This window comes from Actinocrinis sp. (assembly GCF_035653575.1).
In the GTDB taxonomy this organism is placed as follows: domain Bacteria; phylum Actinomycetota; class Actinomycetes; order Streptomycetales; family Catenulisporaceae; genus Actinocrinis.
Genome location: NZ_DASRBQ010000186.1, coordinates 1 through 23,206, shown reverse-complemented (window position 1 = coordinate 23,206; position 23,206 = coordinate 1). Strand labels below are relative to the sequence as shown.

Here is a 23,206-nt window from a genome sequence, read left to right as displayed (position 1 = left end):
ACATGCGTGCATTCGTAGACTCACCATCGGGTTCAATGGGGGAGAACCATGCCGAAATCCGCCTTCCATCGCGTATCAGCAATCGTGCTCGCCGCAGGCTCGCTCGCCGCGGCGGCTGCCTGCGGGGGCAACACCGCCCACCCCACCGCCGCACCGAGACCGACCGGAACCGGACACAGTGCTCAGCCGACGCACGCGGCGCCGCGCCCGGTCTACAACGCGACCGTGCCGACCATCAGCGACGGCACCAATCGCGTGCTGATCGACCACACAGCCGTCACCTTTCCGTCCACCGTCACCGACGCGGCGTGGTCACCGGACGGCACCCGGCTCGTCTACGTGGACGGTGACGGCAACATCGCCACGGCCCGGCCGGACGGCACCGACGTGCGGGTGCTGACTCAGTCCAAGCCGGGGATCAAGCGCGCGCAGCCGGCGTTCGAGGACGGCGGCGGTGAGATCGTCTTCTCGGAACGCGGCGCCGACGGAGTCTGGCGGCTGATGGGAGTCGGCGCGGACGGCCAGGACGACCCGGCCGCCGGCGGCCACGGCGAGGCACTGCTCGACAGCATCGGGGACGGCGCCGGAGACACAGCGGCCAGCGCGGTCTACGACGCGGCGGTGCTGAAGTTCGACGGACCCGTCAGCGCTCTGGCATACCAGCACCAAGGGCAGAGCGGGGCGGAGATCTGGATCCTGGACCGCAACCAGCGCGGCCCACAGGGCAAAAAGGCCCGCGACGGCGCGCAGCCGGCGGTTGGGCCCGACGCCAAGCAGCTCGCCTTCGTCGGCGGCGACGGCCAGCTCTACATCGAGGCCCTGCCGATCACCAGCACCACGACCGCGGTTCGCCTCACCGTCGGCGTCGTCGGCCTGACGCACCCGGTCTGGTCGCCCGACGGCTCGCGCATCGCGTTCAGTACTAGCACGAACGTCGAATCGGTGTCCGCGGCCGCCTCCGGCTCGGGCGTCAACCCGCCCACGGTCGAGTCGCCGACCCCCGGCGTCGCCTCATACGAACCGATGACGCCCACCAACGTCCTGCGCTTCGACACCGGAGATCCGATCACCGATGCCGTCGCCGAGTCGAAGGCCTCCTATCAAGCCGCTCCCCCCACCGGCCTGCCGCATGTGCCAACCGGGATCCCGTACGCGTACGTTGTCACGCTGGTGAGCACCGCTGATCCGAACGCGCTGACCGTCGCCGGCCTGGGCATCCCATCCGGCCCCGTGCTGTTCACCCAACCGGACTCGCTGCCCTCCGCCACCGCGGCCGAGCTCAAGCGCCTGCGCGGCCCGGCCAAACCGCCCTACGGCGAGGTTCCGCAGGTGCAGATCATCGGTGACACCGGCGCCGTCTCGGCCGCGATCGAGGCGCAGATCCAGGGCTTCGGCTACCAGACGACACGCCGGCCGGACAAGGACCCGATCGCCGAGGCGGTCACGCTCAACGGCCCGAGTGTGCGGCCGGAGCCGGGCGACCTGACCGTGTACGCGGTCTCGGTGACCGATACGCCCGCGATCCTCTCCCTTGAAGCCCTCGGCCGCGCGGACTCGCTGCTGCTGACCGACAAGGACGCGATGCCCGCGGCCGACCAGCCGATCATCAACCGGCTGGGATCAGCGGGCGCCGGCCGGGTGACCATCGTCGCCGTGGGCGGTCAGGCGCAGGCCGCACTCGCCTCCTCCTGGCCGGGCAAGCCGGCCGCCCTGCCGGTCACCGCGCTCGGCGGCTCGGACGCCGACCTCAACTCGCTGCTGATCGCCGAGCGCTACTCGGACGGCCCGACCGAGGTCGGCCTCGCCGCTACGGACTCCTGGCAGGAGGCGCTGCTCGCGGCGAACAACGGTCCCGAGATGCCGGTGGTCTTCGTCGATCCACAGCAAGGGCTGAGCGCGGACGCGACCAACTGGCTCTCGGCCTCGGCGGCCTCCGTGGACACGCTCGTCGCTTACGGCAGCACCGTGCAGGTACCTGACTCGGTGCTCACCGCTGCGAAGAACGCTCTCCAGGGACCTGCGGGATCGGACTCCGTGCTCAACCCGGGCACGCTTCTACACCTGTGAGCTGAGGGCTGCTTATCCGACGGCTCCGTCGCAGTGACCGTGCTTCAGGCGTACCGCGCTGCACGGTCTTCTGCGGCGGAGTCGTCGTTCAAGAGATACGCAGGGCAGGGTTCGGCAGCCGCCGGAAGCGCGGCGATCGCCTCACGCAATGCGGCGAAGTGCTCGTCTCCCAGCGCATACGGCAGGAACGAGCGCAGCGCGCCGAAGCGGAACAGCACGACCTGCGCGACTTCGAACTCGTACCCGTCGAACGCCGCGACGGCGCCGGTCAGCCCCTCGCTCGATCCGTGCGCCTCGCCGCGGCTGAATCGCGCGTCGGGTACGGCCGCGTCGGTGCCGCGCCTGCCGGTAGGCCGCACCAGGTAAGGGCAGACCATCGCGGCGTAAAGCATGCACGCGTGGTGGCCCGGCGGCTCGACAGTCTTCGCAGCATTGGAATACGGAACCCCGTCGCCTAGTGCCCGTGCGATCGCCGCGGCTTCGTCCCCTGCGACGACCCGCCACACCGGGCCTTTCCCGAGCGGGGTGCCGCAGATCGAACAGCGTCGCTCCACCGCGCACACCAGGATCCGCGCGGTGCTGGTGGCCGCGAAGTCCGGCGTTCCGTTGGACCACGGCGTGATCGCCAGAACCGGGAAGCCGCGAGCGTCCCGCGGTCGTGCGGCGACGGCGGGCGGCATCGGAATCTCATCGAGGCGCATCGGACCATTGAACCGGTTGACGCCCTCGCGCGCAGCCGCGGCAGCACACGAAGTCGTGGCGGGCCGGCTCCGGCGTTATCCGCGGCGGCCCACCGCGGCCAGCAGGCTGTATCGGGCCACGTCACCCCCAAGCGGATCCGGGCGATTGTCGTCCGGGTCGGGACGCCACCGGATCGCGTCGACCAAGCCCGGCGGCAGCAGCTCGTACCCGGCCAGCAGGGCGAGGATTTCGTCGCGGCTGCGGAAGACGCCCGGCTGGCTAGCCTTCGTGTATACGCCCTCTACCTCGCTGACGGTCTCCGGCTGATACTCGTTGGTTCCGTGGCTGATCGCGAGATATGAGCCGGGTACGGTCGCCTCGCGGTACGCCGCTACCAGGCCGGCCGGATCATCTGAGTCGGGAATGAACGGAAGCACCGAGACCAGCAGCACGCCGACCGGGCGGCTGAAGTCGATATGCCCCTCGGCGGCGGCCCCGAGCAGAACGGGCTTCGGGGCGCGCAGGTCAGCGTGCAGTACGCGCACGCGTTCGTCGTCGCGCAGGATGGCCTGGGAGTGCGCCGCGGCGACCGGGTCGGAGTCGACGTAGACTACGCGGGCCTCGGGGTTGGCGGCGTGTGCCACCTCGTGCACGTTGCCGACGGTCGGGATGCCGGATCCGAGGTCGAGGAACTGGTCGATGCCGAGTTCGCACAGCAGCGTGACGGCGCGGCGCAGGAAGGCGCGGTTCGCGCGGACGACGTACGGCGCGTCGGGGAACACCCGCAAGGCCTGCTCGGCCAGCTGCCGGTCGGCCGCGAAGTTGTGCGAGCCGCCGAGGAAGAAGTCGTACATGCGCGCCACGGAGGGGCGCTCGATGTCGATCTCATCGGGAGCCCAGAGGGGTCGCTCCAGCATGGAAACCTCTTTCCGCAGTCGCTCGCGGCGTGACGCGCCGCCGAGTGGCGGCCGCCTGCGGCACGATCATACGAAGAGGTTGGTGTCAGGGCGCGTTCGATGAGCGCGGAAGGCGAACCGGCTGCGCCGCGCCGGTTCGATCGCTCACGTGCGGTGTCCCTCAGCTCTGCGAGAGCGCGGTCACGGTGAGCCGGCCGCCGTCGGTGGACGAGTTGTTGGCGTCGGTCTGCTGGTAGTCGCCGGCCTGGAAGCGGACGTCCATGCCGCGGAACGAACTGGGCACTGGGACGACCGCGCTGCCGTGCCTGCCGCCGTACGTGGCCGTGACGGTCATCTTCATGCCGCTCTGCGTGATCGTGTACGAGAAGGCGGCGTTCATCGGCACACCGGTGAGCACGGTCGCCGAGGTCGAACCGGAAATCGGGTTCTTGCGGGTCACCACGACCAGTTCGCCGTTGTTGCGGTAGTGCAGCATCAGCAGCGGGATCGCGGAGGATGCGCCGCCGCCGTGGATCTGGCCGATCATGATGTCGTTCGCGCTCGGCAGCTTTTGCATGATGAAGGTGCCGGTCAGCGTGTGCGTGCCGGTGCCGGCGGTGAAGTCGGCGGTGCTGACCAGTTCGGTGCGCGGATGCAGCGAATGCGGCGTGTGAGCGCCCTTGGTCGGGGCCCAGAACGTGAGGCTGCCGTCGGCATTGCGCACCAGCCACGGCGCCTTGACCGTCGCGGGGCTGACCTCGGTTGCGGAACCGCACTGGCAGCCGGAGGAGTCGACGGGCAGCGTCAGGTTCCAGCCGCTCAGCGATACGGCGGCGGGGGACTTGCTCGTGGTGTGCGCGGGTGCGGCGGAGGCGGAACCGCTGAGGAACGCGGTGACCGACAGCACCCCGGTCAACGCGAGCGCGCCCGCGCCCGCGACGAGCGCCCGGGGGCGGCGCCCGGTGTTGAACAGAGCCCTGAGATTGTCGTGATCTTTCATCGGCGTGATCATCCCGGTGGTAGTGAGTCGGCCGCCGACCGGCGGCGCGTTGACCGAGAAGGTAGCCTTGCCGAATTTAGTAGTAAACAACGTTTACCAGTTTTTTAGCCAATTCAGCCCGCTGAACGTGAAGCCCCGCAGTCAGCCGCCGCGCACGAACCCTCAACCACTCAATCCGAGCCCACTACCAGCACAATCTCGCGCAGCAGCCAAAAATCGATACCCGATCAGAGGCCTTCCGCGCCATTCACATACTTGAATCCCGCAATTCAAGCCGCAAGTTTCAAAACCCGCGCCCCGCCGTAATATCAGCGTTCCGGCCGCAAACTCCTGAAGCGCGTCGCACCGGATTCGGAAGCCCTGCAGCCTCCTGTGCTCGTTGCCCGGATCCTTACGCTCGCGCGCAAACGCTTGACAGTTCTCTAAGTGAGACGTACACATCTCCTGTTTGGAGAGCGCTCTCCCACGCACAGCACGGTGCCCACAGCGGCACAAGTGTCAACGACGACAACCGGCGCGACCCGCGGCCGAGTTGCGGCACCGCCTTGCCGCCACCCGCCACGGACCCGCGCCGCACCGACAAGCGCGCTGCGCGCTGGAGGGAAAGCACCATGCTCGACAACACGCGTATCGGCCGGCGCGCCGAACGCGGACCGGCCCCGCGCAGGCGGCGCTCGGTCCTGACCACCATGGCGTTGATCGCCGGCGGCCTGACCGGGGCGGCGGCCGCGACGCTGGCCGCCGCGCCCGCGGCCGTGGCCGACCCCGCGCCTCCGCCGCCGTCCGGCTGGACCACGGTCTTCAGCGACGACTTCTCCGGCGCGGCCGGCTCCGCTCCGTCCGCCGCCAACTGGTTCTACGACATCGGCACCGGCTACGGCACCGGCGAGAAGGAACAGACCACCAACTCCACCAACAACGTCTACCTCGACGGCAACGGCCACCTGGTGCTCAAGGCGATCAACAACGGCGGCACCTGGACCTCGGGGCGCATCGAGAGCACCCGGGACGACTTCCAGGCCCCGCCCGGCGGCGAACTGGAGATGACCGCCTCGATCCAGCAGCCGAACCCCGCCTCCGGCCTCGGCTACTGGCCGGCCTTCTGGGCGCTCGGCTCGCCGATGCGGGCCGGCGGCGGCTGGCCGCAGTCCGGCGAGATCGACATGATGGAGGACGTCAACGGCCTGAATGAGGCCTCGCAGACGCTGCACGACTCCGCCAACAGCCCCGGGCACGCCCTGATCGCCTGCCCCGGCGCCGGCTCGACCTGCCAGACCGGCTATCACACCTACTCGGTGATCATCGACCGGACCAACACCAGCGCCGAGCAGATGCAGTTCCTGATGGACGGCGTCGTCGAGAGCACGATCACCGAGTCCTCGGTCGGCACGGCCGCCTGGCAGGCCGCGATCGACCACGGGTTCTTCATCATCTGGGACCTGGCGATGGGCGGAAACTACCCCGACGGCGTCTCCGGCCAGACCACCCCGACCTCTGCCACCACCTCCGGCGCGTACATGAGCGCGGCATACGTAGCCGTATACGAGAAGGGCGGCAACTCGACCCCGACGGCCACGCCGACCGCGACCGGCACGGTCAAGGGAATCAACGGTCTGTGCCTGGCGAACCAGAACTCGCTGAACACCGAGGGCAACCCGATCGGCGTGAGCGCCTGCAACGGCAGTTCCGGACAGACCTGGTCGACGTACAGCGACAACACGGTGCGCGTACAGGGCGGCTGTCTTGATGTCGTCGCGGCCGGAACGACCAGTGGCACCAACGTCGACTGGTACGCATGCAACGGCACCAACGCGCAGAACTGGACCCACCAGGCGAACGGCGAGCTGGTGAACCCGAACTCAGGGCTCTGTCTCACCGATCCGGGCGGCAACACCGGCTCCCGCCTCGACATCGAGACCTGCACGGACTCGGCCCAGCAGCAGTGGACGCTGCCCAGCGGCGGCACCGTGAACACGGTCACGGTCACCAACCCGGGCAACCAGACCACGACGGTCGGCGCCGCCGCCAGCGTGCAGATCCACGCCTCCGACTCGGCCAGCGGCCAGACGCTGACCTACAGCGCGAGCGGCCTGCCCGCGGGCCTGTCGATCAACGCCTCGACCGGCCTGATCTCCGGCACCCCGACCGCGACCGGCACCTCGAATGTCACGGTGACCGCCAAGGACGGCACCGGCGCCACCGGCTCGACCTCCTTCACCTGGACGGTGAACGCCAGCGGCGGCGGCACCTGCGGCACGACGAACATCGCCCTCAACAAGACCGCCACCGCCTCCTCGACCGAGAACGCGAGCTTCCCGGCGCAGAACGCGGTCGACGGCAACACCGGCACCCGCTGGTCGAGCGCATTCTCCGACCCGCAGTCGCTCGAGGTGGACCTCGGCAGCACCCAGTCGATCTGCGGCGTCTCGCTGAACTGGGAGACCGCGTACGCGACGGCGTTCCAGATTCAGACCTCCAACGACAACAACACCTGGACCACGATCTACTCCACGACCACAGGCACCGGCGGCACGCAGAACCTGACCGTGTCGGGATCAGGCCGCTACATCCGCATGTACGGCACCGCGCGCGCTACACAGTGGGGCTACTCGCTGTGGGAGTTCCAGGTCTTCGCGGGCAGCGGCGGAAGCGGCACAGGTACTCCGGTGACAGTCACCGCGTCGCAGTACGCCGCGCAGAACTCCACCGGCACTGAGGCGACGTCAGACACCGGTGGCGGCCAGGACGTCGGCTGGATCAACTCGGCGAGCTGGCTCCAGTACAACAACGTCAACTTCGGCTCCGGCCTGTCCGGCAACGTGACCGCGCGCATCGCCTCGGCGGTGTCCGGCACGAACATCGGCACGATCCAGTTCCGCCTCGACTCGCTGACCGCCACGCCGTTCGCGACCGTCCCGGTCGGCGGCACCGGCGGCTGGCAGACCTGGACCACGGCCGGACCCGTGACGGCGTCGCCGGTCCCCACTGGAACCCACACGCTGTATGTGACCTTCACGACGAGCACCGGCGGCAACTTCGTCAACGTCAACTGGTTCACCTTCAGCTGAGGTACCCAGGCGCAACACGCGCAACATGCGCAAGCTGAGGGGCGCGGCCTGTAGAAGGCCGCGCCCCCGCCGTAGCAGTGGCCGTGGCGGTCCCGATTGCCACTGCCGATCCCGGCCCGAAGCACGCGCCGCTGTCTCAGCTGTCGAAGGCGGTCGCCCGGGCCGTCTTTTCCCACGTGGCGATTTCCGTGCGTACGGACTCCAGGTGGGCGAGCAGCGCGTCCACGGAGTCGTCGCCCAGCGGCAGCCGCAGCGGGGTGTGCTCCGCCTCGAGCGCTGCGATGACCGCCTCGGCGGCCTTCGCGGGATCGCCCGGCTGCGTGCCGTCGCCCGTCGCGACCATGCGCCGCGTCTCGCCGGAAGTGGAGTCGTAGTCGTCGATCTGCCCGCTCGTGCTCGCGTTTCCGAACAGCCCGGTGCGGAACGCGCCCGGCTCCACGATGAGCACCTTGATGCCCAGCGGCCGCAGTTCGTCGGCCAGCGCCTCGGAAAGCCCCTCCAGCGCGAACTTCGTGGCGCTGTAGGCCCCGAAACCGGCGAACGACAGCTGCCCGCCCATGCTGCTCAGTTGCACGATCGCTCCCGACCGCCGGGCGCGCATGTGCGGGAGGGCGGCGCGGATGAGCGCGGCCGGACCGAAGAAGTGCAAGTCGAACAGGTCACGCAGCTCGTCGTCAGCGGTCTCCTCGACCGCGCCGACGTGCGTGCGGCCCGCGTTGTTGACCAGAACGTCGATCCGGCCGTGCCGTGCGATCACGTCGTCGATGACTGCCTGGCCCGCTGCCTGGTCGGTCACATCGAGCCGTAGCGCCTCGACGCGATCGGGGTGCGCGGCGACCAGATCGGCAAGCGCTTCCGGTCGCCTCGCGGTGGCCACCACGATGTCGCCGACCGCCACCGCGGCCTCGGTGAACGCCCGCCCGAAGCCACTGTTCGCGCCGGTGATCAGCCACACCTTGTTCATTTGGGACTCCTCGTCGATCCGTTCCGCCTTCGCTACGAGTCTGCGGCCTGGATTCCGACGCGGTCCAAGATCTTTTGTTATAACCGATGGTTATGGACGTGCATGGCAGAGATCTGCGGTACTTCGTGGCGGTCGCCGAGGAACTGCACTTCACTCGAGCGGCGGAGCGGTTGTTCGTGTCCCAACCGGCGCTGAGCAAACAGATCCGTCTCTTGGAGAAGCATCTGGACACGGCACTGTTCACGCGCGATCGGCGAGCAGTCCAGCTGACGCCCGCCGGCGAGGCGCTGCTGCCGCACGCTCGACGTGTCCTCGAAGCCTGGGACGATGCGAGCGCCGCGCTGGAAGCGGCGAAAGCGGTCGCAGACTCCACGCTGATCATCGGCATGAGCACCAGTCCCGGACGCGGTGGCATGCTGCCGGCCATCCGGTCGCGCTTCACCAGTGCGTTCCCCGGCGCACGGCTCGAACTGCGGCAGGTCGGCTGGGAGGACCCGACCGCAGGACTCGCCGACGGCTCGAGCGACGTCGCATTCGTCTGGCTGCCGATTCCCGATGAACACCGCTATGAACGAATCATCATGGCCGCCGAACCCCGACACGTCGCCCTCCCCGACGGTCATCCCCTCGCCGCAAAGCCTGACGTCGTAATGTCCGACCTCATCGACGAACCCTTTCTTGCTCTGCCCGAGACTGCGGGACCGCTGCGAGACTTCTGGCTTGCGCTCGACGCACGTCCCGACGGCGCCGCGCGCATCGGTGCCGTCGTCAACAATCCCGACGAGACCTACGAAGCGCTTGTCGACGGCCGTGGCGTGTGTCTTGTCGCGTCCGGCAACGTGCCACTGCTCACTCGGGGGGACGTCGTCACGCGCCCAGTCGTCGACCTCGCTCCGTGCCACCTGGCGCTGGCTTGGCGCAAGGAGGATGCGCGGCCGCTGGTGAGAGGCTATGCGCGAGCCGCAGCCCTCTTCCTCGGACGCACACAGGCTGACCCGAGTTTGTAGCGCGTGCGGATTGCCGAGCATGGCCGGGAGGAGAAACGCGGTGAGATGAGTGGCGCGTCCGCCGGGTGGTGGGTGGCGGTCGTCCGGTCACGCCGGGCTGGTCGGCGAACTGGGTGACTGTCGTCGGGCCACGCCGGGCTGCTGGTGACGGCGATGGTGGCGGTCGTCAGGTCACGCCAGGCTGTCGGCGAACTGGGTTATCGCCTTGAGCGTCGCGGCCGGCTGCTCGATGTGCGGGAAATGGCCGGCCTCGGGTATCGACTCGAAGAGCGCTCCGGGGACGGACTGCGCGAAGGCGCGACCGTATTCGAGGTCGGCGATCCGGTCACTCTCGCCCCAGACGAACAGCGCGGGAGTCGTGATCGCCGAAAGGCGCGCACGCAGCTGCGGGTCGAACATCGACGCGCCGCCGTAAAGCTGCACCGCCGCGCGGTTGGCCGCCATGGCCGCCAGGCGCTCCGCCGGAAGTGCCGCTGGGTCCAGGCGGTACGGGGCCGGGTCGTGGTAGGCCAGCGCGAGCAGCTGGTCCGGGGCGGCATCGGCGGTCTCGGCGATCGGGTGGCCCTCCACCTCGATGCCCACGGCGTTGATCACCACTATGCCGGCGAGCCGCGGGGCGCTGGTGCCGAGTGCGAGTTGCGCTGCCACCCAGCCGCCGAGCGAGTTGCCCGCGACCAGGACGTCGATCAGCCCGAGGCGCTCGAGCAGCGCTTCGTAGACCGAGGCGAGGCCGGGCACGCTGTCGAGATTTGCGGCACGTGGTGTGCCCTCGAAGCCGGGATGCGTGGGAGTAAGCACGCGTATGCCACCCTCTGCCGCGAGCGCTTCGGCGAGATTCGCGACGGAAAGCGGACCGGCACCGCCGTGCAGCAACAGCAGCGGTCTGCCCTGACCGCGATCGTCGACCGTCAGGTCTACTTCGCCGATTCCGGGCACGGACAGCTGGTACGTGGACTGAGTCATGGTTGGCTCCTCAGGCTTCTGGGTCGGCGGCGTACGTGGTCGCCGGGACGGTTTCGTAGCGGTTCATCACGTCGGCGACCACTTCATCGTCGAGCGGCTGTCCGGAGGCGAGCATGTCGCGCAGATCGCGGAAGTACTGCACGTACAGGTCCGGCGTGAAGGTGTTGATCATGATGAGTGGGTGCGCGCCCGGATTGGCGAAACTGTGCGGCGCACCCGGCGGCACCATGACCAGCGAGCCGGCCGGCGCGTCGTGCACCGCGTCCCCGACCGTGAACTGCGCGGTGCCGGAGACGACGAAGAACCCTTCGTCGTGCCGGGCGTGCCGGTGCTGCTGCGGCCCCGGCGAATGCGGTGCGAGGGTGATCTCGGCGGCGCCCAGCCGGTGACCGGTCGTGCTGCCGTCCTCGAGGATCCGGATCTGCGCGGGGCCGAGCTTGATGACCTCGCCGTCGTCGGGTCCGACGACTGATACCTCTGGCACCCCGGCCATGGACGCCTCCTTCGTGAGAGTTGACTCTCACGAAGTTACCCCGGTTCGCACTTTCGTGCAAGTCAACTCTCATGAAGAGAGAAGACTTTGACGAATCGGCTTCGGCGCGCGACGATGGTCACGTGACGCAGACTCGGCAACGCACGGAAACCGAGGAGACGGCGCCCGAGACGGCGCATCCCGAACTCGGCGGTCGGCGCAGCAATCAGAAGCTGCGCACCCGCAACGCGATCATCGCCGCGACCCGCGAGCTGATCCGCGGCGGCGGCGAGGTGACCATGCCCGCGGTCGCGCAGGCGGCGCTGGTCTCGGAGGCGACCGCGTACCGGTACTTCCCGGATCTCAGCACGCTGCTGCGCGAGTCGTTCACCGGCCTGCTGCCCGAACCGGCCGAGGCGATGGCTCCGCTGGCCGACAGCGCCGATCCGGTGGAGCGCATCGAGCACGCGACCCGCTTCCTGCTCGGTCACGTGTTGTCCTACGAGGGCGCGGTGCGCGCGATGATGTCGGCCGCGATAGCCGATGGCCAAGGTGGCGCGATCCGTCCGGGACTTAGGTTTGGACTCATTGACACCGCGCTCGCGCCCCTGGAACATGCTACGGGTCCGGGCGGCGCCGCCGAGAGCGCTTTGGCCCTGGTCCAGCTCAAGCGAGACCTCGCGCTCGTGGTCTCCGCCGAGGCGCTGTTCACCCTGACCGACCTGTGCGGCCTGTCGCCGGACGAGGCGATCGACAGCGCCGTACACGCGGCACGCGCGCTCACTCGGGCAGCCGTGGAGTCCAGCTTTCGATCGCCCGAGTGAGCACGCCGCGCCGCATTCCGGAGGCGTCGCAGGACGCTTACGGAAGCAGTACTACCTTGCCGTGCGCGTGGCCCTGCTCGACCAGCTCGAACGCCGCGCGGACCTCGTCCAGCGGGAACGTCGCGGCGATCGGCACTTCGAGTTCGCCGTGCGCCACCAGGTTCGCCAGCTCGGACACCACCTCGATCGTGTCCGCGGCGCCGTTGCCTTCCGCCTTCACGCCGTACTCGGCCGCGGCGGCGAAGTCGATGATCGTATCGATCCGCTTCGCGTCAACGCCCAGATCCAGCGCCAGCTTCACGTAACCGTCGCCGTGCGTGTCGATGAACGCGTCGATCCGCGCCGCCGTCTCGCGCAATCGTTCGGCCAGGCCGTCGCCGTACTCGACCGGCTTGACTCCATGACCGGCCAGCCAGGCGTGGTTCGCCCGGCTCGCGATGCCGATCACCTCGGCCCCGGCGCGCCTGGCCAGCTGCACCACCAGCGAACCCACGCCGCCGGCCGCGCCCGAGACCGCGACCGTGTCGCCGGGCTTCAGCTCCACCGCCCGCACCGCCGCGAAGGCCGTCGTCCCGGCGACGAACAGCGAGCCGGCGACCTCCCACGGCACGTTCTGCGGCTTCGGCGCCAGCTCGTCCGCCCGCACGACGACGAACTGAGCGTGGCTGGCCCGCCGGTTCGTGAAGCCGAGCACCTCGTCGCCGACCGCGAACCCGGTCACGCCCGGCCCCAGCTTGGCGACCACACCTGCCAGGTCGCTGCCCTGACCCGACGGGAAGTCCGCGGGCCAGCGCTCGTGCATCATGCCCGTGCGGATCTTCGCCTCGCCCGGGTTGATGCCCGCCGCCTTGACCGCGACCAGCACCTCTCCCGCACCCGGCTCGGGCAGCGGTACTTCCACCACGTTCAGCACGTCGATGCCGCCGTACCGATCGAATCGCACTGCCTTTGACATGGCCGTACTCCGTTCCAGTCCCGTGTCCTACGCGCGGTCCGGCTCCGGCGGCTTTGCCAGCCCCGAGCGAATCCGTGCGATGAGGGAGCCCAACTGGCCGAGCGATTCGGTCGACAACACCGCACCGAGCCGCAGCTGCAACTCGTCGTCCACCACCACACCGGCCCCGGCGAGCGCTTCCGCGCCCTCGGGGGTCAGCTCGATGATCGACGAGCGGCGATCGCCGGGGTTGCTGCGCCGTGCGACATGGCCGCGCCGCTCCAACCGGTCCACGGCCTTGCTGGTGCCGCCGACCGTGATCGAGAGCTGCTCGGCGATGTCGTACACCCGGCACGACGCCGTGCGCGCGACGACCTGCATCACGTCGAAGTCGCCCATGGAGATGCCGGGCGTCTCGCGCAGCCGCCGGTCAACGGCGTCCCACAGCTCGATCTCGAGCCGCACGATGTCGCTGAACAGCTGCCTCAGGCCGTCCGACGCGTTGCTCGCCATGGCCGCGCTCCCTCCTTACATTCCACGGAACTAGATTCCTTGGAATCTTATTCCTGGGAATCGTTCTGGTCCGTCTGCCGGCGCGCCCGGGTCGGGACGCTCAGGCCAGTGCACCGATCCGATCAACCTCCTCGGGGGAGAGGCGCAGCGCCGCGGCGGCGACGTTCTCCTGCAGATGCGCCAGGTCGCCGGTGCCCGGGATGGCCAGCACATGCGGACCCTGATGTAGCGTCCAGGCGAGCTTGACCTGCGCCGCGCTCGCGCCGTGTGCCTCCGCGACGCGGAGCACCTCCTCGCTCTCGTGACTGCTGTCCGTCGCCGCGCCCCCTTCGCGCCGCTCGCCCGAGATGGCGAAGTAGGGCACGAACGCGATGCCCTGTTCGCCGCACGCACGCAGCACCTCGTCGTGTTCCCGCACCTCCACGTTGAACCGGTTCTGCACGCACACCACGGGCGCGATCGCCTGGGCTTCGGCGAGTTGCGCCAGGTTGACGTTCGAGACGCCCAGATGTCGGATCAGTCCAGCCTCACGCAGTTCGGCCAGCGCGCCGAAGTGCTCCGCGATCGACTCTTGGCGCATCCGGCGCAGGTTGACCACGTCCAAGTGGTCGCGGCCGAGCTGGCGCAGGTTCTCCTCGACCTGGCCACGCAGCTGCTCGGGCGTGGCCGCGAACCAGTCGCCGGACGGATCGCGGCCCGGGCCCACCTTGGTGACGATGACCAGGTCTTCCGGATAAGGGTTCAGTGCGCTGTTGATCAGCTCGTTGGCCGAGCGCAGCGGGGAGAAGTAGAAAGCCGCGGTGTCGATGTGGTTCACGCCGAGCTCGACCGCGCGCCGCAGCACGCTGATCGAGTTTCGCCGATCGCGCGGCCGGCCCAGGTCGAAGCCCGCGGTGCCGGTCAGCCGCATCGCGCCGAAGCCGAGCCGGCTGACGGTCAGGTCGCCGAGCTTCCAGGTGCCGGCCGCGGCCGCGGTCATCGTGTTCGCATCCATGATCGAAGTCTGCCACGACCCGCCGCGCCCGGGTTCCGGTCCGTCCCCGGATCCGGGTATCCGCAACCTGACGGACGGTCACTTCCGTAAGCCGATCTTAAGCGGGATATACCGGTCAAGATCCAATGGCCGGCAACCGTTGACGCCGCCGCCCGGGCTTTCCATACTCGCTGCAACCGCAGTCCGTAAACGCTTCCGGTCGCGTGCGGCGCCACGCGACCTCACCCACGGCGACGCGGTCCGCGCCCGCACGAGCAGAGCTGCCTGCGCGCCTGCCCGTGCGTACCGACAGAAGGAGATGTGCCCTCTCATGCTCTCCCGCAGGAAGTTCATCGTGGCGTCCTCCGCGCTGGTCGGCGGCGCCGCGACGGCCGGCGTCCTGTCCACCCGTGCCTCGGCCACCGCACCCACGCTCAACATCGCGCTGCAGAACGCGACGACGTCGAACACCGTCTACGCCTACATCACCGGACTGGCGATCGACAACGGCAACGCCCTCTACCTCCTGCAGGCGGACGGGCACACGCCGTACTACCCCTCCTCGCCGAGCTCCACCGGCGCCCCGCTCGGCGCGAACTGCGCGATTCCGCTGGGCGCGCCCGGTTCGACCGTCACGGTCACCATTCCGCACCTGGCCGGCGCGCGGATCTGGTTCTCCATCGGCGCGCCGATCACCTTCCTGCTCAACCCGGGTCCCGCGCTGGTCGAGCCCTCGGTCACCAACCCGAGCGACCCGAGCATCAACGTGATGTGGGACTTCTGCGAGTTCACCTATAACAGCGCGCAGATGTTCGCGAACATCAGCTACGTCGACTTCGTCTCCATCCCGATCTCGCTGACGCTCACCAACTCCTCGGGTGGCCAGCAGCACGTGTCCGGCATGCCCGCGAACGGACTCGACACGGTCTGCAACGGCCTCATCGCGCAGAACAACGCCGACGGCGCCGGCTGGAACAAGCTCATCGTCACCTCGGGCGGGCGCAACCTGCGCGCGCTGAGCCCCACCAACGGCATCGTGATGAACTCGTCGCTGTTCTCCGGTTACTTCAACGGCTACCTGAACCAGGTCTGGTCGAAGTACTCGACGACGCCGCTGACCGTGGACACGCAGGCACAGTGGGGCACGGTCACCGGTCAGGTCTCAGGCGGCCAGCTGAACTTCGCGGGCGTCGCGAGCTACGGCATGCCGTCCTCGGCCGACATCTTCAGCTGCAACTCGGGGCCTTTCGCCCCGGGCTCGGCCGAGAAGAATGCCATCAGCGCGCGGATCAGTGCCGCGCTCAACCGCTCCACGCTGCTGGCCGACGCGAACCAGCCGGACGGCGAGAATCCCGCGAACTACTACACGAACGCCGTGACCAACCACTACGCGCGCATCGTGCACGCGGCGAACCTGGACGGCCGCGGCTACGCCTTCCCCTACGACGACGTGGCGCCCAACGGCGGCACGGACCAGTCCGGCGCGGTCAACGACCCGAACCCGGTGCTGCTGACCGTCGCGGTCGGTGGCGGCAACGCGTCCGGGGGCCCCGGTCCGAGCCCCAGCCCGAGCGCGTCCGCGACCGGCGGTGGCGGTGGCGGTGGCGGCACGATCAGCGCCTTCTCCACGATCCAGGCCGAGAACTACAGCTCCCAGTCCGGAACGCAGACCGAGGCCTGCTCCGACACGGGAGGCGGACAGGATGTCGGCTGGATCGCCAACGGCGACTGGCTCGGCTACGCGAACGTGGACTTCGGCAGCGGCGGCGCGACCCAGTTCAGCGCGCGGGTGGCGTCCGGCGCCGCCAGCGGTGTCAGCGGACTGGTCCAGGTGGCTCTGGACAACCCCGGCGCGGCGCCGATCGGCAGCTTCGCGATCGCCAACACCGGCGGCTGGCAGAGCTGGCGCACTGTTCCGGCGAACATCAGCCGGGTGACCGGAGTGCACACGGTGTACCTGACCTTCGCGAGCGGCCAGCCGGCCGACTTCGTGAACGTCAACTGGTTCACCTTCGGCTAGCCGGGGCCGGGCCGTGTGGCCCGGGCCCGAACGCCGGTCGCCGAGTGCGCGGCGACCGGCGTTGCAGCCTTAGTTGCAGCAGCCTTAGTTCGAGAAGTCCTGCGTCATCCACACCGTGCCCGAGCTGTCGCGGAACACTGCGATGCCGATGTGGTGGAAGGAACTGCTCAGGATGTTCTGGCGGTGACCGTCGTTGGGCGGCTTCTCATCGAGCATGCTCTGCGTCAGGCCGACGGCCATCTGCGCGATGGCGGACTGCGTATCCGACACCGGGCCGCCCTCGCCGATGTTCTCGCCCGCGCTGGTCCACTGGACCCCGGCGGCGGTCTCGCGGTCTCCGAGCGGGGCTTCGCCCGGGCACTGGTGGGAGAGGCCGCAGCCGCCGGCCATCGTCTGGTTGTGCGTGGTGGCGCTGCTGGTGAGCCCTGACGTGATCGTGTACGCCGGCAGTCCGGCCTGGGCCCGCGCCTGATTGATGAGGTCGAGCACCTGCTGCACCGCAGTGCTCTCGTTCGTGCCGTTCGCCACGGCGGTGGTCGTGTTGGTGACCCGCGGCTTCTGCGCCGGAGCTGAGCTCGGGCTCGGCTTCGCGGGGCTCGGCGAGGTCTTGGGACTCGCCGCGGCGCTCGTCGCGGCCGCCGCAGAGGAAAGTGGCGCGCCGGGGGAGAGGGATACCAGCCCGGGCGCCGAGCTCGACAGTGCGCGCGAGGACTGGCTGGTGGTCGGCGCGTCCGTGCCCATCGAGCGCACCGTCACGATGCCGGCGCCGGCGGCTGCGGTGATCACCACCGCGGCGATGATCGGCTTGACTGCCAGATGGCCCAGGTGCCCGGCGTGCGGGGCGACTCGGTGCGACGACGTTCCGTGCTTGGCGCGCTGCCCGGGTATTCGGTTGCCGGAGCCGGAGCCGTTCGGCGCGGGGCTTGCGGACGGCGCCGAGCTCGTCGGCAGGTGGGTCACGCCCTGCATCGCCCCATGCGTCGAGGCCAGCATGTAGGCGGCGTAACCGGCGGGCAGCGGAACGAGGCTCAGGCCGGCCAACAGCCGCTCGGCGGGTATGAGATCCGCCTCCGCGCTCGCGCAGTAGCCGCATTCGCGGATGTGCCGGGCGAACCGCTTGCGCCACAGCGGGGACTCCTCGCCGCGCCAGGAGAACATCGCCTCCGAAAGGCCCGGGCAGCGCGGCCTGGTGGTGAGCGCGCGCACGACCAGCCGGGCGCCGTCGAGCTGCGCCTTCATCCGGGCGATCCGCACCGTGACGTGGTGCGGGTCCAGATCCAGCGCGGAGACCAGCTCGCCGCGGGTCAGATGGCCGGCGTTGACCAGCCACCACAGCGACAGCAGGTGCCGGTCGTCCGGGTCCAGCCAGCGGGTGGCCAGCGCGACCTCGCGGCGCTGGCCGGAGAGCCCGAGCTCGACCAGCGTGAGGTCGACGAAGTCCGCCCCGGGGTCGGCCAGTTCGGCGATCTCGTCGAGCCGCGCGGTGTCGCGGTGTGTGCTGGCGTGCTCGCGCACCTGGTTCATCGCCACCGCGACCAGCCAGGAGCGGAAGCGTTCCGGGTCGCGCAGCCCGCCGAGGCCGCGCACCACGCGCAGCATCGTCTCCTGCACCACGTCGTCGACGTCGGCGTGCCGGGCCAGCGCGCGGCCCACGATGTTGTACACCAACGGCAGGTACTGCGCGACCAGCTCGTCCAGGGAGTCCTGATCCCCGGAACGTGCAGCCGTCACCAGCCACGCGTCCGTCTGCCCGACCATTCGCTCAACCTCGCCTCAGACCGCTTCCGTCCCCCTTCAGTCTTGGAGACCCCCAAGCTAGGGGCCGGGTCACAGAAATTCCACGCCCGGCTTGCAAAATCCGCCCCAGGGATTCGTCACACCTGCGCGCGGCGGCCCACTTGCGCTCTTACTCAGCTGACGTAGAATTTACTCATGCAAGTAAAATACGGGGACGCGGCCGCAGCGCCGCAGCGCTCGCTCGCCTCGGACGCGCGGCGCGGTCAGATCATCGCGGCGGCGATCGAGGTGCTGGCGGAGAACGGGTACGCGCAGACCACTTTCGCCCGCATCACGCGCAAGGCCGGGATCTCCAGCACGCGCCTGATCTCGTACCACTTCGGCACGAAGGACGAGCTGATGGACGCCGTGCTCGTCGATGTCGCCGTGCGCATGCAGACGGCGATAGCCGAGCGCACGGCGGCCGAGTCGACGGCGGCCGGGAAGCTCAACGCGCGGATCGAGGCGGAGCTGGAATGGATCGCGGGACACCTGCCCGCGGTGCGCGCGATGTACGAGATCTGCATGAACGCGCGCGGGGACGACGGAACCCTGCGCTTCGGCGTCGAGGCGACCGCGCAGGCCAACGTCAACGAGCTCGAGCCGATCCTGCGCGAGGGGCAGCGCAACGGGGAGTTTCGCGAGTTCGACAGGGTGCTGATGGCGTTGACCCTCAAAGCGGCCATCGACGCGGCGATCGCCAGGATGACCACTGCGCCGCGCCTGAGCCTGGCGGAATGCGTGCGGGAGCTGACCACGCTTGCCCGGCTCGCCACACAGCGCGAGGACGACACGCAACGGGACCACAAGTGACCGCCCCGAGGCCTGCGGTGCGCCGCAGCCGCCGGGCCACGCTGCTCATCGCCCTGTGGGACATCGGCGCACCGACCGCGCTCTACTACGGTCTGCGCGCGGCTGGGGTGAGTGTGTTCTCGGCGCTGCTCGCCGGCGCGATGCTTCCGGCGCTGAGCACCGCGGTGCAGTGGATACGCCAGCGGCATCTCGACGCGCTCGGCGGCTTCGGCGCCGGCATGATGCTGATGAGCCTGATCGTTTCGGCGATCGGCGGCAGTCCCCGGTTCCTGCTGGCCCGGGACGGCTGGGTCACCGGGGTCGGCGGCCTCTGGTTCGCGGCGACGGCGCGAGCGCGCAGACCGCTGGTATACCTGAGCGCGCAGCCGCTGTTCGACGGCCGGTTCCGCTCGGACGGCACGCCGTGGGACGTCCTCTGGGAACACGAGCCGAGGTTCCGCCGGATCTGGCGCGTCTCCACGGTGATCTGGGGAGCGACCATGCTCGCCGACGGCGCCGCGCGCATCGCCATGGCCTACACGCTGCCGGTCGATTCGGTGCCGGCCCTCGGCGCGCTGCTGTGGCCGATCACGATCGGCTTCCTGCAAGTGGTCAACGGCGCCTATTACGAGATCGCCGGGCTCTGGCGGATCACTTCCGGCCGGGTCCGCACCGGTGACTACCGCGTCGATGAGGCCGGTACCCCGGCGGTCGGCCCGGAACCGGCCGAACCGGCTCGAACCTAATCCGCGAGCGAACCAGCAGCTCAGAACAGTATTGCTCGCGTGTATACACTCAGTGTATTCTCGCCGCATGAGCGTTCCTCTGACGCTGCTCGGCCTGCTGGACCGGGAGCCGAGCCACGGCTACGACCTCAAGCGGGACTACGACGCATTCTTCGGCCGCGGCAAGCCGCTGCCGTTCGGGCAGGTGTACTCGACCCTCGGCCGGCTGGCCCGCGACGGCAAGGTGACGGCGGGTGAGGCGGAGCCCGGCGACGGCCCGGACCGCAAGCGCTACGCGATCACCGAGACCGGTCGCCGCGAGGTCGAGTCCTGGCTCGCGCAGCCGGCCGAGCCCGAACCGCACCTGCAGACCGTGCTGTTCGCGAAGGTCGTCCTCGCGCTGATGCTCGGCCACCCGGCCGCCGACTACCTCGACGCGCAGCGCGCCGCGCATCTGCGGCGGATGCGCGAGCTGACCGAGCTGCGGCGCACCGGCCCGACCGTCGACGTCCTGCTGGCCGACTACGGCCTCTTCCATCTCGAAGCCGACCTGCGGTGGATCGACGCCACCGAGGCGAGGCTCGGCTCTCTCGCGGAACTGGTCCGCACCACGGAAACGGGGAAATCATGAACGACGGGGCCTCAACGACCGCGGGCCGATCCGGCCTGCCCTCGGCCGAACCCGCGCCGCCCGGCGCCGCGCGCGGCAGCATGCTGGAAGCCCGCGAGCTGTTCCGCTCCTTCGGCCACACCCCCGCGCTGCAGGGCGCGAGCCTCACCGTCGCGCAGGGCGAGGTGCTGGCGGTGATGGGCCCGAGCGGTTCGGGCAAGTCCACGCTGCTGCACTGCCTGGCCGGGATCTACACGCCCGACCGCGGCGAGGTGCGGTTCGACGGCCGGCGCATCGACACCCTTAGCGAGAACCAGCGCACCGAACTGCGGCGCACCGCCTTCGGCTTCGTCTTCCAGTTCGGCCAGCTGGTCCCGGAGCTGACCGCGCTGGACAACATCGCGCTGCCGCTGCTGCTCGGCAAGGTCCGGCGGCGGCGCGCCTACGAGACCGCGCAGTCCTGGCTCGCCCGGCTCGGCCTCGAAGAGCTCGGCGCGCGCCGCACCGGCGAGCTGTCGGGCGGCCAGGCCCAGCGCGTCGCGATAGCCCGCGCCCTGGCCACCCGGCCCGCGGTGCTTTTCGCCGACGAGCCGACCGGCGCGCTGGACTCGCTGACCGGCGAGAAGGTGATGGACCTGCTGGTGAGCACCGCGCGGCAGGAAGGCACCACGGTCGTGGTGGTCACCCACGACGCGCGGGTGGCCGCCTGCGCCGACCGCGAGGTCATGGTGCGCGACGGCCGGGTCGCCGCCGGATACGGCGCGGCGGCGGCCGCCCGATGATCCGCCTCGGACTGCGGCTCACGCTCAGCAGCGGCCGCGAAGCGCTCACCCGGCTCATCGCCACGGCGCTGGCCGTCGCCGTGGGCGTCACCGTGCTGCTCGCCGTCCTCGGCGACTATCACGCGTTCCAGGCCGGCGTCGCGCGGCAGTGCTGGGAATGCACCCACGCCGCCGATCTGTCTAACCTCTCCCTCGCCGCGCCGCCCGCCGACGCGGAGCTGTGGAACTACAGCGAGGACTACTTCAAGGGTCAGACGATCGAACGGCTCGACGTCGCAGCCCTCGGCGACAAAGCGCCGGCGATTCCCGGCCTCGCGCGGATGCCCGGGCCCGGCCGCTACTACGTCTCGCCCGCGATGGCGGCGCTGCTGAGCGGCACGCCGCGCGACCAGCTCGGCGACCGCTTCCCGGGAGCGCAGGCCGGCGTTCTCACCGACGCGGCGCTCACCGGGCCGGACGAACTCGTCATCGTGGTCGGATACACCCCGGCGCAGCTGGCAGCGATCCCGGGAACCGGCGCGGTGGACAAGATCGACACCGCCCCGCGCTCTCAGGGCACGACCAGCGTGTACCGGCTCGGCTTCGGGCTCGGCGCGATCGCGATGGTGCTGCCGATGCTGGTGCTGGTCGGCACCGCGACCCGGCTCTCGGCCGCCCGGCGGGAGGAAAGGTACGCCGCGCTGCGGCTTGTCGGTGCGAAGCTCCGGCAGATCAACGTGATGGCGTCGGTGGACGCGGCGATCGGCGCGATCCTCGGGGCGGTGCTCGGCACCGGCCTCTTCCTCCTCATCCGGCCCCAGGTCGCAAAGGTCTCCATCACCGGAGCGAAGGTGTTCGGGTACACCGTCGCGCCGACCGTCGCCGAATACGTCGCGGTCCTGGTCCTCATCCCGATCATCGCGGCGGCCGCAGCGGTCGTGTCGCTGCGCAGGGTGAAGGTCTCTCCGCTCGGCGTGAGCCGGCGCACCACTCCGCCGCCGCCCCGCGCGTGGCGGCTGATCCCGCTGCTCCTCGGCGCCGCCCTGTTCATCGCCGCGGTCGGTTCCGGCGGCTCGGACACCAGCCCGGCGATCGCCTTCCCCAGCTTCGTGCTGGTGATGTTCGGCCTGGTCATCGCCGGGCCGTGGCTCACCATGAAGTGCTCGGTGCTGCTCGCCGCGCTCGCGAAGGGCGCTCCCTCGCTGCTGGCCGCCCGGCGGCTGGCCGACAATCCGAGGGCTGCGTTCCGTACCGTCAGCGGCCTGATGCTCGCGGTGTTCGTCGGCACGGCGATCGGAACGATCGTGTCGACCGGCCTGCACGCGTCCACCGGAGGCACGCACGCGCAGCTGAACGACGTGCTGCGCGTCGGCTACAACATCAGCGACGGTCCCAGGCCCGACGGCAACAACGCGAACGACGGCCTTTCACCGCAGCTCGCCGCGCAGACCATCAGCGCCCTGCAGAGCTATCGTGGCGTCAGCGTGATCGCGATTTACGCGCTTCCGGCCTCCGCGCGGACCGCGGTGCGGAGCAGTGGCGGGGCGGGCCAAGGGGGCCCGGACTCGAACACGCCTCCCGGGCCGGACAGCGTGATCAGCTGTGCGGCGCTGCGTGAGCTGCCGGTCCTGGGCACCTGCCCTCGCGGTGCGCAAGCCGTCGAGCTGCTGCCTGCCGACCTGTTCACCGACAATCCGCTCGCGATGCAGTTCCCGATCGTGACCGGTGGCGATCCCGCGTACTCCGGCAACCTCGCTGACCTTCGGCTCAATATCCTCATGGTGCGTACTAGCGACGCCGCGACACTGGAGCGGGTCCGGACGTACCTGACCGTGCACATCCCGCCGCTGGCGGGGGCGAACGTGTCGGCTGGGGGCAATCAGCCGCAGACCTTCGGCGAGGTCGCGCAGGTCAGGCAGGCGGCGATCGAGGCCGCGCAGCGGATCATCTTCCTGATGATCGGGCTGACGCTGCTGGTGGCCGGGTGCAGCCTCGCGGTCGCGATGGGCGGCGGGCTGATCGAGCGCAAGCGCCCGTTCATCCTGCTGCGGCTCAGCGGCACCGCCTCGCGCAGCCTGTATCTCACGGTGCTGCTCGAGTCGCTGCTTCCGCTCGTCGCCACCGCCTTGCTGGCGGCGGTCACCGGCCTGATTCTCGCCA

20 protein-coding genes are annotated in these 23,206 nt (G+C 69.8%); 10 read left to right on the top strand and 10 right to left on the bottom strand.

The genetic code is table 11. The annotated features are described in order from the left end of the window. The first annotated feature begins 48 nt into the window (after window positions 1-48). A complete protein-coding gene (locus VFA06_RS25355) occupies window positions 49-2,067 on the top strand; it encodes a hypothetical protein (protein ID WP_324843234.1) in 2,019 nt (672 codons plus the stop codon). 44 nt (window positions 2,068-2,111) lie between these two features. On the opposite strand, the gene VFA06_RS25350 is transcribed toward VFA06_RS25355, so the two are convergent. The 3 genes from VFA06_RS25350 to VFA06_RS25340 form a co-directional block, all read right to left on the bottom strand. After that, window positions 2,112-2,768, bottom strand: a complete 657-nt coding sequence (locus VFA06_RS25350) for a hypothetical protein (protein ID WP_324843233.1) — start codon at window positions 2,766-2,768, stop codon at window positions 2,112-2,114. Window positions 2,769-2,843: 75 nt separating this feature from the next. Continuing rightward, window positions 2,844-3,665, bottom strand: coding sequence for an SAM-dependent methyltransferase (locus tag VFA06_RS25345; protein ID WP_324843232.1), 822 nt, complete (start codon window positions 3,663-3,665; stop codon window positions 2,844-2,846). Between the two features lie 160 nt (window positions 3,666-3,825). Then, window positions 3,826-4,644: a polysaccharide lyase family 7 protein gene (locus tag VFA06_RS25340; protein ID WP_324843231.1), complete on the bottom strand. Its 819-nt coding sequence runs from the start codon at window positions 4,642-4,644 to the stop codon at window positions 3,826-3,828. A gap of 611 nt (window positions 4,645-5,255) precedes the next feature. Here VFA06_RS25340 and VFA06_RS25335 point away from each other — a divergent pair. Then, a complete protein-coding gene (locus tag VFA06_RS25335; protein ID WP_324843230.1) occupies window positions 5,256-7,712 on the top strand; it encodes a carbohydrate-binding protein in 2,457 nt (818 codons plus the stop codon). Between the two features lie 136 nt (window positions 7,713-7,848). On the opposite strand, the gene VFA06_RS25330 is transcribed toward VFA06_RS25335, so the two are convergent. Then, window positions 7,849-8,676, bottom strand: coding sequence for an oxidoreductase (locus VFA06_RS25330; protein WP_324843229.1), 828 nt, complete (start codon window positions 8,674-8,676; stop codon window positions 7,849-7,851). A gap of 86 nt (window positions 8,677-8,762) precedes the next feature. Between VFA06_RS25330 and VFA06_RS25325 the strand changes: the two genes are divergently transcribed. Continuing rightward, window positions 8,763-9,683 (top strand): LysR family transcriptional regulator, encoded by a 921-nt coding sequence (locus VFA06_RS25325; RefSeq protein ID WP_349260354.1) that lies wholly within the window; start codon window positions 8,763-8,765, stop codon window positions 9,681-9,683. Window positions 9,684-9,854: 171 nt separating this feature from the next. Here VFA06_RS25325 and VFA06_RS25320 read toward each other — a convergent pair whose 3' ends face one another. After that, window positions 9,855-10,646 (bottom strand): alpha/beta hydrolase, encoded by a 792-nt coding sequence (locus tag VFA06_RS25320; protein ID WP_324843227.1) that lies wholly within the window; start codon window positions 10,644-10,646, stop codon window positions 9,855-9,857. A gap of 10 nt (window positions 10,647-10,656) precedes the next feature. Beyond that, entirely contained in the window at window positions 10,657-11,139 is a 483-nt protein-coding gene (locus VFA06_RS25315) for a cupin domain-containing protein (protein ID WP_324843226.1), read from the bottom strand. Window positions 11,140-11,261: 122 nt separating this feature from the next. On the opposite strand from VFA06_RS25315, the gene VFA06_RS25310 reads away from it, so the two are divergent. Further along, on the top strand, window positions 11,262-11,942 hold the full coding sequence (locus VFA06_RS25310) for a TetR/AcrR family transcriptional regulator (protein ID WP_324843225.1): 681 nt from the start codon (window positions 11,262-11,264) through the stop codon (window positions 11,940-11,942). Window positions 11,943-11,979: 37 nt separating this feature from the next. On the opposite strand, the gene VFA06_RS25305 is transcribed toward VFA06_RS25310, so the two are convergent. From VFA06_RS25305 to VFA06_RS25295, 3 genes are all read right to left on the bottom strand, one after another. Continuing rightward, entirely contained in the window at window positions 11,980-12,897 is a 918-nt protein-coding gene (locus VFA06_RS25305; RefSeq protein ID WP_324843224.1) for an NADP-dependent oxidoreductase, read from the bottom strand. A gap of 27 nt (window positions 12,898-12,924) precedes the next feature. Then, window positions 12,925-13,389 carry a MarR family winged helix-turn-helix transcriptional regulator gene (locus VFA06_RS25300; RefSeq protein WP_324843223.1) on the bottom strand — a complete coding sequence of 155 codons (465 nt, stop codon included), beginning with the start codon at window positions 13,387-13,389 and terminating at the stop codon, window positions 12,925-12,927. A 100-nt stretch (window positions 13,390-13,489) separates the two neighbouring features. Then, on the bottom strand, window positions 13,490-14,383 hold the full coding sequence (locus tag VFA06_RS25295; protein ID WP_324843222.1) for an oxidoreductase: 894 nt from the start codon (window positions 14,381-14,383) through the stop codon (window positions 13,490-13,492). Between the two features lie 310 nt (window positions 14,384-14,693). On the opposite strand from VFA06_RS25295, the gene VFA06_RS25290 reads away from it, so the two are divergent. Beyond that, window positions 14,694-16,382 (top strand): beta-1,3-glucanase family protein, encoded by a 1,689-nt coding sequence (locus tag VFA06_RS25290; protein ID WP_324843221.1) that lies wholly within the window; start codon window positions 14,694-14,696, stop codon window positions 16,380-16,382. Window positions 16,383-16,466: 84 nt separating this feature from the next. Here VFA06_RS25290 and VFA06_RS25285 read toward each other — a convergent pair whose 3' ends face one another. Next, on the bottom strand, window positions 16,467-18,140 hold the full coding sequence (locus VFA06_RS25285; RefSeq protein WP_324843220.1) for a sigma-70 family RNA polymerase sigma factor: 1,674 nt from the start codon (window positions 18,138-18,140) through the stop codon (window positions 16,467-16,469). 174 nt (window positions 18,141-18,314) lie between these two features. Here VFA06_RS25285 and VFA06_RS25280 point away from each other — a divergent pair, with 174 nt between their 5' ends. The 5 genes from VFA06_RS25280 to VFA06_RS25260 all read left to right on the top strand — a co-directional run. Next, entirely contained in the window at window positions 18,315-18,971 is a 657-nt protein-coding gene (locus VFA06_RS25280) for a TetR/AcrR family transcriptional regulator (protein WP_324843219.1), read from the top strand. Beyond that, window positions 18,968-19,696: a VC0807 family protein gene (locus VFA06_RS25275; RefSeq protein WP_324843218.1), complete on the top strand. Its 729-nt coding sequence runs from the start codon at window positions 18,968-18,970 to the stop codon at window positions 19,694-19,696. The genes VFA06_RS25280 and VFA06_RS25275 overlap by 4 nt, the downstream gene beginning before the upstream one ends. Before the next feature lie 67 nt (window positions 19,697-19,763). Further along, a complete protein-coding gene (locus VFA06_RS25270; protein WP_324843217.1) occupies window positions 19,764-20,306 on the top strand; it encodes a PadR family transcriptional regulator in 543 nt (180 codons plus the stop codon). Window positions 20,307-20,386: 80 nt separating this feature from the next. Beyond that, window positions 20,387-21,067 carry an ABC transporter ATP-binding protein gene (locus VFA06_RS25265; RefSeq protein ID WP_349260356.1) on the top strand — a complete coding sequence of 227 codons (681 nt, stop codon included), beginning with the start codon at window positions 20,387-20,389 and terminating at the stop codon, window positions 21,065-21,067. After that, on the top strand, window positions 21,064-23,206 hold a 2,143-nt coding region (locus VFA06_RS25260; protein WP_324843215.1), incomplete at its 3' end, for an FtsX-like permease family protein. The genes VFA06_RS25265 and VFA06_RS25260, both read left to right, overlap by 4 nt.